Origin of the sequence: Stenotrophomonas maltophilia (genome assembly GCF_002799245.1) — a bacterium.
GTDB classification, from domain to species: Bacteria; Pseudomonadota; Gammaproteobacteria; order Xanthomonadales; family Xanthomonadaceae; genus Stenotrophomonas; species Stenotrophomonas maltophilia_S.
On sequence record NZ_NEQV01000001.1, the window covers coordinates 150,937 to 165,464 of the forward strand.

General features: G+C 66.3%; 16 protein-coding genes. 14 read left to right on the plus strand and 2 right to left on the minus strand.

Annotated features, from left to right (window positions below):
• Positions 1–98 precede the first annotated feature (98 nt).
• Entirely contained in the window at positions 99–800 is a 702-nt protein-coding gene (locus B9Y64_RS00815) for an FKBP-type peptidyl-prolyl cis-trans isomerase N-terminal domain-containing protein (protein ID WP_014646545.1), read from the minus strand.
• A gap of 167 nt (positions 801–967) precedes the next feature.
• Between B9Y64_RS00815 and B9Y64_RS00820 the strand changes: the two genes are divergently transcribed.
• Genes B9Y64_RS00820 through nth form a run of 3 tightly spaced genes read left to right on the plus strand, consistent with a single transcriptional unit; the run spans position 968 to position 2,800 of the window.
• Complete coding sequence (locus B9Y64_RS00820; protein ID WP_100439108.1) at positions 968–1,750, plus strand: enoyl-CoA hydratase/isomerase family protein; 783 nt, start codon at positions 968–970, stop codon at positions 1,748–1,750.
• Between the two features lie 4 nt (positions 1,751–1,754).
• Entirely contained in the window at positions 1,755–2,108 is a 354-nt protein-coding gene (locus B9Y64_RS00825) for a hypothetical protein (protein WP_100439109.1), read from the plus strand.
• On the plus strand, positions 2,108–2,800 hold the full coding sequence (nth, locus tag B9Y64_RS00830; RefSeq protein WP_100439110.1) for an endonuclease III: 693 nt from the start codon (positions 2,108–2,110) through the stop codon (positions 2,798–2,800). The genes B9Y64_RS00825 and nth overlap by 1 nt, the downstream gene beginning before the upstream one ends.
• 79 nt (positions 2,801–2,879) lie before the next feature.
• Here the strand turns inward: nth and B9Y64_RS00835 are convergent, their stop codons facing one another.
• Positions 2,880–4,112 (minus strand): porin, encoded by a 1,233-nt coding sequence (locus tag B9Y64_RS00835; RefSeq protein ID WP_014036551.1) that lies wholly within the window; start codon positions 4,110–4,112, stop codon positions 2,880–2,882.
• Between the two features lie 553 nt (positions 4,113–4,665).
• On the opposite strand from B9Y64_RS00835, the gene pstS (B9Y64_RS00840) reads away from it, so the two are divergent.
• The 11 genes from pstS (B9Y64_RS00840) (at position 4,666) to rnt (ending at position 14,391) form a co-directional block, all read left to right on the plus strand.
• Complete coding sequence (pstS, locus tag B9Y64_RS00840; protein WP_057504342.1) at positions 4,666–5,682, plus strand: phosphate ABC transporter substrate-binding protein PstS; 1,017 nt, start codon at positions 4,666–4,668, stop codon at positions 5,680–5,682.
• Positions 5,683–6,243: 561 nt separating this feature from the next.
• Positions 6,244–7,332, plus strand: a complete 1,089-nt coding sequence (gene pstS, locus B9Y64_RS00845; protein WP_100439111.1) for a phosphate ABC transporter substrate-binding protein PstS — start codon at positions 6,244–6,246, stop codon at positions 7,330–7,332.
• Between the two features lie 82 nt (positions 7,333–7,414).
• A complete protein-coding gene (pstC, locus tag B9Y64_RS00850; RefSeq protein WP_100439112.1) occupies positions 7,415–8,383 on the plus strand; it encodes a phosphate ABC transporter permease subunit PstC in 969 nt (322 codons plus the stop codon).
• A complete protein-coding gene (pstA, locus tag B9Y64_RS00855; protein WP_100439113.1) occupies positions 8,383–9,246 on the plus strand; it encodes a phosphate ABC transporter permease PstA in 864 nt (287 codons plus the stop codon). Before pstC ends, pstA begins: the two co-directional genes overlap by 1 nt.
• 19 nt (positions 9,247–9,265) lie before the next feature.
• On the plus strand, positions 9,266–10,096 hold the full coding sequence (pstB, locus tag B9Y64_RS00860; protein ID WP_100439114.1) for a phosphate ABC transporter ATP-binding protein PstB: 831 nt from the start codon (positions 9,266–9,268) through the stop codon (positions 10,094–10,096).
• A gap of 69 nt (positions 10,097–10,165) precedes the next feature.
• Positions 10,166–10,873, plus strand: a complete 708-nt coding sequence (gene phoU / locus B9Y64_RS00865; protein WP_008265615.1) for a phosphate signaling complex protein PhoU — start codon at positions 10,166–10,168, stop codon at positions 10,871–10,873.
• A gap of 225 nt (positions 10,874–11,098) precedes the next feature.
• Positions 11,099–11,452 (plus strand): hypothetical protein, encoded by a 354-nt coding sequence (locus B9Y64_RS00870; protein WP_100439115.1) that lies wholly within the window; start codon positions 11,099–11,101, stop codon positions 11,450–11,452.
• A complete protein-coding gene (locus tag B9Y64_RS00875; protein WP_100439116.1) occupies positions 11,439–12,314 on the plus strand; it encodes an HvfB family MNIO-type RiPP peptide maturase in 876 nt (291 codons plus the stop codon). The genes B9Y64_RS00870 and B9Y64_RS00875 overlap by 14 nt, the downstream gene beginning before the upstream one ends.
• On the plus strand, positions 12,307–13,062 hold the full coding sequence (locus tag B9Y64_RS00880) for an HvfC family RiPP maturation protein (protein WP_100439117.1): 756 nt from the start codon (positions 12,307–12,309) through the stop codon (positions 13,060–13,062). The genes B9Y64_RS00875 and B9Y64_RS00880 overlap by 8 nt, the downstream gene beginning before the upstream one ends.
• Before the next feature lie 25 nt (positions 13,063–13,087).
• Positions 13,088–13,609, plus strand: coding sequence for an HvfX family Cu-binding RiPP maturation protein (locus B9Y64_RS00885; RefSeq protein ID WP_100439118.1), 522 nt, complete (start codon positions 13,088–13,090; stop codon positions 13,607–13,609).
• Between the two features lie 131 nt (positions 13,610–13,740).
• Entirely contained in the window at positions 13,741–14,391 is a 651-nt protein-coding gene (gene rnt / locus B9Y64_RS00890; protein WP_406753834.1) for a ribonuclease T, read from the plus strand.
• The last annotated feature ends 137 nt before the right edge of the window (positions 14,392–14,528 follow it).

Below are 14,528 nucleotides of genomic sequence, written 5' to 3' on the forward strand. Positions count from 1 at the left end.
GATGATGCGGCGCGCATGGTGCGGCGCTGCAGATCGCGCTGCGCACAAACAAAAACGCGCCGGTGGGATCACCGGCGCGTTTCGTTTACTGCTTCGATTTACTTGACGCTGACCAGCTTGATCTCGAACTGCACAGCCACGTTCGGCGGGAACGGGGTGCGCGGGTCGGCACCGTAGGCCTGGTCCGGCGGCAGGGTGACTTCCCACTTCGAGCCTGCCGGCATCTGCAGCAGGGTCTCGCGCATGGCCTTCATTTCGACTTCGCTGACCTTGATCGACGGAATCTGCTGGGCCGGGCGGGCTTCGGTCGGGCGCTGGCCGTACGGGAACGGACCGGCCACTTCCAGCTGCACGGTGCTGGCCTGGGTCGGCTTGGCACCCTTGCCGGCTTCGATCACGCGGTACTGGACGCCGCTCGGCAGGGACTGCACGCCGGCCTTGGCCTTGTTCGCCGCAATGAACTGGTCGCTCTTGGTCTTGTTTTCGGCAGCAGCCTTTTCGTACTCGGCCTTGGCAGCCTGGGCACGGCCCTGCTCGCGCTTCTGGAAGGCTTCAACGGCCGGCTTCAGCTGCTCGGCGGTGATCGCCGGCTGCTTCTTGGCGTAGGCATCCTGCAGGCCCTTCACCACCGAGTTGATGTCCAGCTGCTCACCGCGACCGGTCAGCTCCGCCAGGTTGTTGCCGTAGTCGTAACCGAAGTAATAACTCAGCTTGCCCTTCTCGGACGCGATGTCCTGGGCGAAGGCATTGCCCGTCAGGGCCAGGGCCGCGACGGCGACCGCGATAGAACGCAACTTCATCAAACAGTTCTCCAGGGGTGGTAACTCAGGGACGTTCTGCGCCGCCCTGAGGCGACGGGTTAGGATAACGGGCGCAACGTGTAACCGCTACTCACGATGCAGGCTATGACCCGTCTGCGTTTGCAGAGTTCAATATCACTTTTTTTTAACGTTCCAGGAGTTTCCCCGTGGCCGATGCCCTGATCGCTGTCGCCGACGACGGCGCCATCCGCACCGTGACCGTCCAGCGCCCGGACAAGCTCAATGCCCTCAACGCCGCGACCCTGCAGGCCCTGGCCGATGCCTTCAAGGACGCCGCCGCCGATCCGGAGGTGCGCGTCGTGGTGCTGACCGGGGCAGGCCCGAAGGCCTTCGTGGCCGGTGCCGATATCGCCGAGATGAACACACTCAGCGCCGTTCAGGGACGTGATTTCTCGCTGCTGGGCCAGGCCCTGATGCGCCAGATCGAACGCATGCCCAAGCCGGTCATCGCGCGCGTGAACGGATTTGCGCTGGGCGGCGGCCTGGAACTGGCCATGGCCTGCCACCTGCGCATCGCCGCTGATACCGCCAAGGTCGGCCAACCGGAAATCAACCTCGGCCTGATCCCCGGCTTCGGCGGCAGCCAGCGCCTGCTGCGCCTGTGCGGCCGCGCCGCAACCCTGGAACTGTGCCTGCTGGGGGCGCCGATCGACGCTGCGCGTGCGCTGGAACTGGGCATCGTCAACGAAGTCGTGCCGGCCGATGCGCTGGACAACCGCGTGCAGGATATCGCGCGCCAGCTGGCACGCTCGGCCCCGCTGGCCCTGCGTGGGCTGCTCGATGCGGTACACGTGGGCGGCGAATGCAGCCTGGAAGCCGGGCTGGAATACGAAAGCGCGCAGTTCGGCCTGCTGTTTGCCACCGAGGACATGCGCGAAGGCACCAGTGCGTTCCTGCAGCGCCGTCCGCCGGCCTTCCAGAACCGCTGACGCTATGGCATCCCGACCCAACCCCGCGCAGCTGTTCGCCCGGGTCCAGGCAGACGATCTCGATGGCGCCCTGCAGGCGGGGCTGATGGACTACGTCGTCCGTGCCGGCGACGATCGGTTGCTGCCCGGCCACCCGGACCTCCCGCAACGCCTGTGCCAAGCCCAGCAGCAGCTGCATGCGGCCTGGGCCGCACGCGAACGTTATCGCGCCCGCGCGGTGCGCCTGGCCCGCCGCGAGGCCGAGCGCGATGCACGCCGCACCCCGGCCCCGGCACCGGACGTGAAGCCCGCCCTGCCCGCTGCGGCCGCCGCGATTCTCGCCCGGGCCAAGGCCCGCGCCACCGGCAAGGAGCAGTAATGGCCACCGCCAGGAAGCCCCCCCGCGCACCCGCGCGACGCGGCGGCCGCATGCCACGTGCCGACGTGGTGGAGATGTTCACCCGCCTGCGCGAACTCAATCCGCATCCGAAAACCGAACTGGAGTACAGCTCGCCGTTCGAGTTGCTGGTGGCCGTGGCGCTGTCCGCACAGGCCACCGACGTCGGCGTCAACAAGGCCACGCGCCGCCTGTTCCCGGTCGCCAACACTCCGGCGAAGATCCTTGCGCTCGGCGAGGATGGCCTGAAGCAGTACATCTCCACCATCGGGCTGTTCAACGCCAAGGCAAAGAACGTGATCGCCACCTGCGCGATCCTGCTGCAGAAGTACGGCGGCGACGTGCCGCGCGACCGCGAAGCGCTGGAAGCACTGCCCGGTGTCGGCCGCAAGACCGCCAACGTGGTGCTCAACACTGCCTTCGGCGAGCCGGTGATGGCGGTGGACACGCATATCTTCCGCGTCTCCAACCGTACCGGCCTGGCCCCGGGCAAGAACGTGCGCGAGGTGGAAGATACGCTGGTGAAGGTGATTCCGGCCGAGTTCCTGCTCGACGCGCACCATTGGCTGATCCTGCATGGCCGCTACGTGTGCAAGGCGCGCAAGCCGGATTGCCCGGGCTGCGTGATCGCCGACCTGTGCCGGTTCAAGGAAAAGACCACGGCCGAGGCGTGACGCGGATCGTGTTGTGACGAAACGAAGACGGCGGGCACAAGGCCCGCCGTCTCTGTTTCAGACCTGGTGTTTCAGGTGATCAGAACGACAGGTCGCCCCAGACGCCGAATTCCTTGGTCTTGTCGTTCTTCTTGTCGCCGGCGTTGGCCAGGTGCGTGTACTTGTACACGGTCGACAGCTTGAGGTTCTTCATGACCGGGAACTCGACACCGACGTTCCAGTACTTGTCGCTCAGGGTCGGGTCCAGGGTCTTGCTGACGTCGGTGTCATCGTAACGACCGAACACGTTGATGCCACCGTCGGTGACGCGCACGCTGCCCCACACCGACCAGCCGCTGGTCTTGTCGGTGGCAACGGTCAGCACGTTGTTGAGGTTCTTGGCCTGGAAGTACTCGCCACCGACGCGGAAGTTGCTGTCGGCGTAGGCCACCATCGCGTTGGCGCGGGTGTAGGTGTTCTCGGCGCTCTGGATGTCGGTTTCCTTGCCCAGCTTGCCGCTGTAGCCGCCGACGGCAACCACGAAGTTCTCGTTCGGGGTGTAGGCCACGCGGCCTTCCACGTCCATGCCCTTGCTGCGGGTCGGGTTCTTGTAGCCGGCGCCGGACACCACCGACACGGCGTAGTTGAAGTTGTTGCCCAGGTTGCCGAAGCCATGCAGGCCCCAGTCGGACGAGTTGCCGTACTTCAGGCGGTCGGTCAGGGTGTTCTCGACATAGCGCATGCCGTAGAACTTCTCGACGTACGGGATCCACGGCATGTCGGCGGCACCGACGCGCAGGTTGAAGGCCGGGTCGAAGCTGCCCTGCACGTAGGCCTTCTTGACGAACAGTTCGGTGTTGCCGATGGCCGAGCTGTACTGGAAGTCGGTGGTCAGGTTCGCCGACCAGATGTCGTTGAACTTGTGGTCGACGGTCAGGTAGAAGCGCTTGACGTCCAGGCCGGTGCCGCTGGCGGCGGTGTCCTTGCCGTTGCTGGTCTTGTCGATGTTGGTCAGGTCGAAGAACATGCGACCGCCGATCTTGTTGTCATTGACCAGCTTGGCCAGCTTGTCGACGCTGGTCTGGGTCTTCTGCGCACCTTCCAGGGCCTGTGCCTGGGTGATGTTCACTTCGGACTGCGCGTCGGACTGCGCCTGCAGCGCCTGCGAATCGTTCTGCAACTGCTGGACCTGGGCCTGCAGAGCAGCAATCTGTGCCTGCAGCTGCTGCAGCTGCGCCTGGGATACGCCCGAGCTGGCGGGGGCTGCGAAGGCGTCGGCGGAAACCAGACCGAGGCTTGCAACGACCGCGGCGGCGAGCAAATGGGAACGCATTTTGGATTTCTCCAGAGGGTTGGAATGGCTTGGGCAGAACGCCACGCCGGCAGGCCGGTCAAGCGTTTTGCGAACGTTCCGTTAAAACCATGACAGCCGAATGACAGATTGAGCACCAACCACAGATTTCTTCGTGCGGTCATGCGCACGACTCATTTGCCGCCACATGCTTGCCGATCCCTTGCGGCATATGGCGCGGGGTGCAGGCAGCGACGCGTCGTCAGGTCGCTGCGCCGCCCCGTCCGCTCCGTCAGGTTTCGTGCGGATGACGCGGCATCCCTGCGCGATGCCAGGCGCAGACCGCGCGAAGGGAGGCAGCAGCCACGCCACCGGCCACCTGTGCAAGGTGGCCGCAAGCGGCACCAGCGCACCTTGCTTGTGACCGCAGGACCGCCGCCGCCGGCAAGCGGAACCTTCACGGCCCGTGCTGCGCGGGCGCCGGGCGGCGTTGTAACGGTTGCGTCATACAACGGTCCCTGCGCTGTCATCGAACCGTTATGGAATGTGCGCCGGGCGGGTAACCCCGCATCCCAATCAACCCAGGAGCCACCCCGTGATCCACGCCTTCAAGTCGCGCGTTGCCGTTGCCGTCTTCGCAGCGTCGTCCGTGTTCGCCGCCAACGCCGCTGAAATCACCGGCGCGGGCGCCTCGTTCATCTACCCGGTGATGTCGAAGTGGTCGGCCGACTACAACGCTGCCACCAGCAACAAGGTCAACTACCAGTCGATCGGTTCCGGCGGCGGCATTGCGCAGATCAAGGCCAAGACCGTTGATTTCGGCTCCTCCGACGCCCCGCTGAAGCCGGAAGAACTGGCGGCTTCGGGCCTGGCGCAGTTCCCGTCGGTGATCGGCGGCGTGGTGCCGGTGGTCAACGTGGCCGGCATCGCCCCGGGCGCACTGAAGCTGGACGGCACCGTGCTGGCCAACATCTTCCTGGGCAAGATCAAGACCTGGAACGACCCGGCCATCGCCGCGCTGAACCCGGGCGTGACCCTGCCGAGCGCCAAGATCACCGTCGTGCACCGCTCGGATGGCTCGGGCACCACCTTCAACTTCGTCAACTACCTGTCCAAGGTCAGCCCGGAGTGGAAGACCTCGGTCGGTGAAGGCACCTCGGTCCAGTGGCCGGCCGGCATCGGCGGCAAGGGCAACGAAGGTGTTGCTGCCTACGTGAAGCAGATCAAGGGCGGCATCGGCTACGTCGAACTGTCCTACGCGCTGCAGAACAAGCTGTCCTACACCGCGATGAAGAACGCCGCCGGCAAGTTCGTGCAGCCGAGCGATGCGTCGTTCGCCGCCGCGGCTGCCAGCGCCGACTGGGCCAGCGCCAAGGACTTCTACCTGGTGATGACCAACGCCCCGGGCGCCGAGTCCTGGCCGATCACCGCCACCAACTTCATCCTGGTGCACAAGAAGCCGAAGAATGCTGCCAACGGCAAGGCCACCCAGGAGTTCTTCCGCTGGGTCTACAAGAGCGGCGATGCCCAGGCCCGCCAGCTGGACTACGTGCCGCTGCCGGACAGCCTGGTCCGCCAGATCGAGACCTACTGGTCGCAGAACCTGAAGTAAGCGCGTTCCCCCGCAGGAACGGGATCGGCGGGTCCTCTCTCCCCCGCCGATCCCACCCGGGCGCGAGATCCTCGAGATCTCGCGCTCTTCTTGTTTTTCGGGGTTGGTCGTGAAGAGCGCTGCGCTTCCGATCTACCGAGGGGAGGCGGCGCAGGGCCCAGCCCGGGACACGCCGTAAACCCGTCCATGGGGGCTCGATCGCGCCATCCATGGCGCGAACGGTCCCGTGCTGGGCCCTGCGCCGCCTCTGGACAGTTCATCGGCAGCGCGGTGAGGTCATGAAGGCAAGAGCGTTTGTAGAGCCGAGCCCATGCTCGGCTGCTTCTGCCCCGGCCTCGCGCGCAACCGAGCATCGACTCGGCTCTACTTGCACCTGCCGTCATATCCGTGCGCAGATCCGGGGTTTGGGGGCCCCTGCCGGATCGGCGCCAACCCTGTGAAACCCTTGTCAGAACGTGATCCAGGACACCTCTGTCATGGTCGTAATACGGCTGTAACAAAAACATCATTTCATAGCCGCATCCGCCGACAACGTCGGCTCTTCCCCGCTATGGAGTGACCATGAAACTGCACTCGGCCGGCCTTGCCGCCCTTTCCCTGGCCATCGCCCTGGGCCTGTCGGCCTGCGGTGGCGACAAGCAGGCCGCGCAGCAGCCGGCTGCCGATGGTGCCGCTGCCCCGGCCGCCGCCGGTGCCAAGGTGACCGCCGAAGTGTCCGGCGCGGGCGCGTCCTTCATCTTCCCGCTGGTCTCCAAGTGGTCGGCTGACTACAACGCCAGCACCGGCGCCAAGATCAACTACCAGTCGATCGGCTCCGGCGGCGGCATTGCCCAGATCAAGGCCGGCACCGTCGACTTCGGTTCCTCCGACAAGCCGCTGAGCAGCGAAGAGCTGGCCCAGGCCGGCCTGGCCCAGTTCCCGTCCGCCATCGGCGGCGTGGTGCCGGTGGTCAACATCGAAGGCCTGGAAGGCGGCAAGCTGCGCCTGAGCGGCGCCCTGCTGGCCGACATTTTCCTGGGCAAGGTCAAGACCTGGAACGACCCGGCGATCGTCGCGGCCAACCCGGGCGTGAAGCTGCCGGACGGCAAGATCACCCTGGTCCACCGCTCGGACGGTTCAGGCACCACCTTCAACTTCTCCAACTACCTGTCCAAGGTCAGCCCTGAGTGGAAGACCAAGGTCGGCGAAGGCACCTCGGTGCAGTGGCCGGACGGCGTCGGTGGCAAGGGCAATGAAGGCGTTGCTTCCTATGTGAAGCAGATCAAGGGCTCGATCGGCTACGTCGAACTGGCCTACGCGCTGCAGAACGGCATGCCGTACACCGCCATGCAGAACGCGGCCGGCAACTGGGTCGAGCCGAGCGCGAAAACCTTCGCCGCCGCGGCCGCCAGCGCCGACTGGGCCAGCGCCAAGGACTTCAACCTGGTCATCACCAACGCACCGGGCGAGCAGGCGTGGCCGATCACCGCCACCAACTTCATGCTGATGCAGAAGTCCCCGAAGGACGCCAAGCGCAACCAGGACACCCTGGCCTTCTTCAAGTGGGCCTTCGAGAACGGCCAGGCCCAGGCCAACGAGTTGCACTACGTGCCGCTGCCGGCCGAACTGGTCAAGCAGATCGAGGCCTACTGGGCGACTGACCTGAAGTGATGGACACGACGGTGCCCGCCCCGCGCGGGCACCGTCTCTTCCATGTCGTGCCGCCCCGCCCCTTCCTGGCCCCGCCGTCCCCATGAATGCCATCGCCCAGCCTGTAGCCGCCCCGTCCACGCGCGATGCGCGTGATGCCCGCAACGACAAACTGTTCCGATGGGTGCTGGTCGGCACCGTCATCTTCGTCCTGATCGCCCTGGCCTGCGCCGCGCTGTCGATGCTCTGGGGCGGCCGCCATGCCCTGCAGATGCAGGGCCTGAGCTTCTTCTTCTCCGCCGACTGGAATCCGGTCGAAAACAAGTTCGGCGCCCTCGCCCCGATCTACGGCACCCTGGTCACCGCGCTCATCGCGATGGTCATCGCCGTGCCGGTCAGCTTCGGCATCGCCTTCTTCCTCACCGAAGTCGCGCCGCGCTGGCTGCGTGGCCCGGTCGGCACCGCCATTGAACTGCTGGCCGGCATCCCCTCGATCATCTACGGCATGTGGGGCCTGTTCGTGCTGGTGCCGGTGATGACCGAGTACGTCACTCCATTCCTCAACGAAACCCTGGGCGAAATGCCGCTGATCGGCCCGCTGTTCCAGGGCCCGCCGCTGGGTATCGGCATGCTCACCGCCGGTTTCGTGCTGGCCATCATGGTCATCCCGTTCATCTCCTCGGTGATGCGCGAAGTGTTCCTGACCGTGCCGACCCGCCTGAAGGAATCGGCCTACGCGCTGGGCTCCACCAAATGGGAAGTGAGCTGGGACATCGTCCTGCCCTACACCCGCTCGGCGGTGATCGGCGGCATCTTCCTCGGCCTCGGCCGCGCCCTGGGCGAGACGATGGCGGTGGCCTTCGTGATCGGCAACAGCGTGCGCCTGTCGCCGTCGCTGCTGGAACCGGGCACCACCATCGCCGCGCTGATCGCCAACGATTTCGGTGAAGCCACTGAAACCTACCGCTCGGCCCTGCTGCTGCTCGGCTTCGTCCTCTTCATCGTCACCTTCGTGGTGCTGGCCATCGCCCGCCTGATGCTGATGCGCCTGTCCCGCAAGGAGGGCAACTGATGTCCACCACCGCTGAATCGCTGTACCTGCGCCGTCGCATCGGCAACGTCATCGCCATCACCGCGTCCTGCGCCACTGCCCTGTTCGGCCTGTTCTTCCTGGGCTGGATCCTGTTCACCCTGGCCTCCAAGGGCCTGGCCGGCATCAACCTGGATCTGTTCACCAAGATGACGCCGCCGCCGATGCAGGAAGGCGGCCTCGCCAACGCCTTCTTCGGCAGTGCCGTGATGTGTGCGCTGGCAATCGGCATCGGTACCCCGCTGGGCGTGCTGGCCGGTACCTGGCTGGCCGAATACGGCAACGCCCGCAAGGCCGGCACCGTGATCCGCTTCGTCAACGACATCCTGCTGTCGGCGCCGTCCATCGTGCTCGGCCTGTTCGTCTACACGCTGTACGTCATGCAGACCGGCGGCAACTTCTCGGCGTTCGCCGGTGCCCTGTCGCTGGCCTTCATCGTGCTGCCGGTGGTGGTGCGCACCACCGACGAGATGCTGCGCCTGGTGCCCTCGCAGATGCGCGAAGCGGCCCTGTCGCTGGGCATCCCGCAGTGGAAGGTGATCGTGCAGGTGCTGTACCGCAGTGCATCGGCCGGCATCATCACCGGCATCCTGCTGGCGCTGGCCCGCATCTCCGGCGAGACCGCCCCGCTGCTGTTCACCGCTTTCGGCAACCAGTACTGGAACAACAACATCTTCCAGCCGATGGCCTCGGTGCCGGTGGTGATGAACCAGTTCGCCGGCAGCCCGTATGAATCCTGGCAGGTGCTGGCCTGGGCTGGCGCCCTGGTGCTCACCGTCTTCGTGTTGCTGGTCAGCCTTGCCGCCCGCGGCATCCTGCTGCGCAACCGTATCTCCCATGACTGACCTTTCCGTGGAAACCGCCATGAACGACCTCTCCAACGCCGTGCCGATGCAGCGCATCGCCGTGCCGGCCTCGCACGAGAACCTGCATACGCCGGCTCCGGTCAAGCTTGCCGCGCGTGGACTGGACTTCTACTACGACAAGTTCCACGCCCTGAAGGGCATCAACCTGGAGATCCCGGAAAAGCGCGTGACCGCGCTGATCGGTCCCTCCGGTTGCGGCAAGTCGACCCTGCTGCGCATCTTCAACCGCATCTACGCGCTGTACCCGAAGCTGGAAGCGCGCGGTGAAGTGCTGCTGGACGGCGAGAACATCCTGTCGCCGAAGTACCCGATGAACCGCCTGCGCAGCAAGGTCGGCATGGTGTTCCAGAAGCCGGTGCCGTTCCCGATGACCATCTTCGAGAACGTGGCCTACGGGATCCGCCACCACGAGAAGCTGAGCAAGGCCGACATGGCCGACCGCGTCGAGCAGGCGCTGCGCCAGGGCGCGCTGTGGGACGAAGTGAAGGACAAGCTGGGGCAGAGCGCACTGGGCCTGTCCGGTGGCCAGCAGCAGCGCCTGTGCATCGCCCGTGCCGTGGCCCTGCGCCCGTCGGTGCTGCTGCTGGACGAGCCGACCTCGGCGCTGGATCCGATCTCGACCAGCCGCATCGAGCAGCTGGTGGAAGAGCTCAAGCACGAGTACACGATCGTGATCGTCACCCACAACATGCAGCAGGCCGCGCGCGTGTCCGACTACACCGCCTTCATGTACCTGGGCGACCTGATCGAGCACGACCGCACCGAAGTGATCTTCTCGCAGCCCAACAAGCAGCAGACCGAGGATTACATCACCGGCCGCTTCGGTTGATTCGTTGCCGCGACCTTCGTTCAGACATTTCCAGCCGGGCATGGCCCGGCTCTACATGATGGAACTACCATGAATCTTCCCAACGACCACATCGTCAAGAGCTACGACGAAGAGCAGCAGCGCCTGGTGGCCGAAATCGTACGCATGGGCGAGATGGCCGTCGCCCAGCTGGAAGCGGCGATGGACGTGATCGAGAAGCGCGACGAGAACGCCGCCCATCGCATCATCGCCAACGACGAAGCGATCGATGCGCTTGAGCAGCAGATCAGCCACGACGTGATGCGCCTGGCGCTGCGTGGCCCGATGGCGCGCGACCTGCGCGAGATCCTGGCCGGCCTGCGCATCCCGGCCGACATCGAACGCATCGGCGACTATGCCGCGAACGTGGCCAAGCGTTCGATCGCGCTGGGCAAGGTGCCACCGCTGCCGCAGATCCAGGGCCTGCGCGCCCTGGGCCGCCTGGCCGCACAGCAGGTCCGCCGTGCCATCGCCGCCTACCGCGACAACGACGCCGATGCCGCACTGGCACTGCGCGAGGACGACGCCCGCCTGGACGCGCAGTACACCGCGCTGTTCCGCGAGCTGTTGACCTACATGATGGAAGACCCGCGCAACATCACCCCGTGCACGCACCTGCTGTTCATGGCCAAGAACCTGGAGCGCGTGGGCGACCACGCCACCAACATCGCCGAGAACGTATGGTTCCTGGTGCATGGCGAGCAGCCGCTGCCGCCGCGTGAAAAGCGCGACGAGACCTCCAGCACCGGGCAGCCCTGACGCTGCACCGCAACACCGGAGTCGACTCCAAGGTGGCCGCTGTCCTGGTGACAGCGGCCCTTTTGTTTTGGGCGTTCCGGCCACCGATCTCCCCTTCTGTAACAAATCTCACGAAAATTTGAGTTCTTGGCGAGGATTCGTTGAGTAGGATCGCTGCACCATCGTTTCCACCGGCATCCCTGCCGGCCACCGGGCATCCGCCCACACCACCCAGGAGCACGACCGATGAGCAGTTCCAACAAGACCCTGTCCCTGCTGACTGCTACCGCCCTGGCCGCTGGCCTGGGCATGACCGCCAGTGCCTCGGCCCTGAGCATGAGCGACCTCGCCCAAGGCTATCTGGTCGCCGGCCAGGCGGCCAAGGCCAGCACCGATGCCAAAGCCGCCGATACCAAGATGGCCGCTGACGCAACCAAGCACGCCGAAGGCAAGTGTGGCGCCGATGGCAAGAGCGGCGAAGGCAAGTGCGGTGCCGACAAGGGCAAGGCTGCCGGCGCAGCGGGCGCCAAGGCCAAGAGCGGCGACAAGAAGTCGGCCGAAGGCAAGTGCGGCGAAGGCAAGTGCGGTGGCAAGCACTGACGCCCGCGCCAGCGTCGTCCACCCGCGGTCGCCGCTTCCCGCGGCGGCCGCCGGGCTGGGCCTGCGCCGGGCGCTGCTGCAGGACCTGCGCAACGCCCCGGCCGGCGATTTCGACTTCCTCGAATGCGCACCGGAGAACTGGATCCATGTCGGCGGCCCTGCGGGCGACGCCCTGGCCGAACTGGCGCAGCGCCATCCACTGAGCTGCCACGGCCTGTCGCTGTCGCTGGGCGGAAGTGCAGCACTGGATACGCAGCTGCTGGAACAGATCGGCCGGTTCCTGGAAATACACCGCGTGCCGCTGTACAGCGAGCACCTGAGCTACTGCAGCGACGATGGCCACCTGTACGACCTGCTGCCGATTCCCTTCACCGACGAAGCCGTGCGCCATACCGCAGAGCGCATCACCCGCGTGCAGGACCTGCTCGGCCGCCGTATCGCGGTGGAGAACGTGTCCTACTACCTGGCGCCGGAACCGGCGATGGACGAGCTGGCGTTCACCAATGCGGTGCTCGCCGAAGCCGACTGCGACCTGCTGCTGGACGTCAACAACGTCTACGTCAACGCCTGCAACCACGGCTACGATGCCGACGCCTTCATCGCCGGCCTGCCTGCGCAGCGCATCGTCTGCCTGCACGTGGCCGGGCACCTGGACGAGGCACCCGACCTGAAGATCGATACCCACGGCAGCGCGGTGATCGATCCGGTCTGGGAGCTGCTGGCGCGTACCTATGCGCGCATCGGCCCGCGCCCCACTCTGCTCGAACGCGATTTCAACTTCCCGCCATATGCGGAACTGCAGGGCGAACTGCAGACCATCCGCCGCCTGCAGGCCACGCAACCCGGGACCGCACATGGCTGATTCCACCGGCACCCTGCGTGCGCAGCAGCACGCGTTCACCGCGCACCTGCGCGACCCGCAGGCGGTAGCCGCGCCTGCAGGCCTGGAGCCACGCCGGGTCGCGGTATACCGGCACCTGCTGTTCAACAACCTGCTCGGCCTGTTGAGCAACGGCTTCCCGGTCTGCGTGCGCCTGCTCGGCGAACCGGAGTGGAACGCGCTGGTGCGCCACTACTTCGCCACCCATCGCTGCCAGACACCGCTGTTCACCGAACTGGCCGCCGAATTCGTGCAGTGGCTGCAGGCGCAGCCGCAGCTGCCGCATCCGGCCTTGGCCGAGCTGGCCCACTACGAGTGGGTGGAAACCGCGCTGTACCAGCTGCAGGCCGAGCCACTTCCTGCGCCTGGCGATGTCGATCCGCTGCGGGTGCCGCTGCAGCGTTCGCCGCTGGCATGGCCGCTGCTGTACCAATGGCCGGTACACCGTCTCGGTGCCGAGGATGCACCGACCCAGCCACCGCCCGAACCCACCGGCCTCCTGGTCCGCCGCGAAGCCGACGGTGAAGTGCGATTCGCCGCGCTCAGCCCACTGGCGGTGTACCTGCTGGCCAGCATCGGCGAACAGCCTGGCCAGCAAGGACATAGCTACCTGCAGCAGCTGGCCAGTGCACACGGGCTGGCCGGGGATTCGCTGGCCGGACCCGGTGCCGCGCTGCTGCAGCAGTTCCTGCAGGCCGGTGTGATCGGCCCGCTTGCCTCCCCACCCTGACGCCCCTTCCACCGGAGATCCACCGATGAATCTTCCGCTCCTGGCCGCCGCGCGCGGCCAGCTGGACCGTCTCGCCCCCTGGCTGGCCCCGCTCGGCCTGCGCCTGCTGCTGGCCTGGGAATTCTTCGAATCCGGCCGCGAGAAGCTGCACGGCCAGAACTGGTTTGCCGACCTGCAGGACGCCTTCCCGTTCCCGTTCAACCAGCTGCCGGTCGCCCTGAACTGGCAGCTCGCCACCTGGTTCGAACTGATCGGTGCGGCCTGCCTGCTGGTCGGCTTCGGCACCCGTTTTGCCGCTGCCAGCCTGCTGGTGCTGACCGTCGTGGCAACCTATGCGGTGCATTGGCCGATGGAATGGCATTCGCTGGGCGACCTCGCCATGGGCTATGCAATCAGTGACCAGGGCTTCGGCAACTTCAAGCTGCCGGTGCTGTTCATGGCGATGCTGCTGCCGCTGCTGTTCACCGGCGCCGGCAAGCTGAGCGTGGATGCGTGGCTGGCGCGGTGGTCCGCATCGGGCATGGTGGCGCAGCCTTCGGTCCGGTAAATGCCGACCCTGGCCGGCCGGTCGTGTGCCAACCCAGGTTGGCACCCACCATGATCTGCGCTCATGCCACCCGGGCGGCTGGCACGGGCCGCGTGGCCGGGCGCTCAGGGGCGCTCTGCTAGAATTCACGCATGACTGACCCCACCCCCGCACCTGCCACCGCTCCCGATTCCGCAGTACCCCAGGTGCAGCGCGCGATGTCACAACGCTTCCGCGGCTTCCTGCCGGTGGTGGTGGATGTGGAAACCGGCGGCTTCGACAGCCAGCGCAACGCGCTGCTGGAAATCGCTGCGGTGCCGATCGAGATGGACGAGAACGGCCTGCTTTACCCCGGCCAGACCGCCAGTGCCCACGTGGTCCCGGCCGAGGGCCTGGAGATCGACCCGAAGTCGCTGGAAGTGACCGGCATCATCCTCGACCACCCGTTCCGGTTGGCCAAGGAAGAGAAGGCGGCGCTGGACCACATCTTCACCCCGGTGCGCGCGGCCATGAAGAAGTACGGCTGCCAGCGCGCGATCCTGGTCGGCCACAACGCCCATTTCGACCTCGGCTTCGTCAACGCCGCGGTGGCCCGCACCGGCCACAAGCGCAACCCGTTCCATCCGTTCAGCGTGTTCGACACGGTCACCCTGGCCGGTATCGCCTATGGGCAGACCGTACTGGCGCGGGCAGCGACGGCCGCCGGCCTGGGCTGGGATGCCAACGAGGCACACAGCGCGGTGTATGACACCGAGCAGACCGCGCGGCTGTTCTGCACCATCGCCAACGCCTGGCCGCGCTGAGGCGGCCAACGGCGGAGCCCCTCGTGGCGTGAAGCGAATCATCGGTTGGGCCGGGCAAGGTGGGTTCGCAGGGGACGCCGTGAACCCTTCCCTGGGGGCTTAGCCGCGCCATCCATGGCGCGGATACCCCTGCGAAC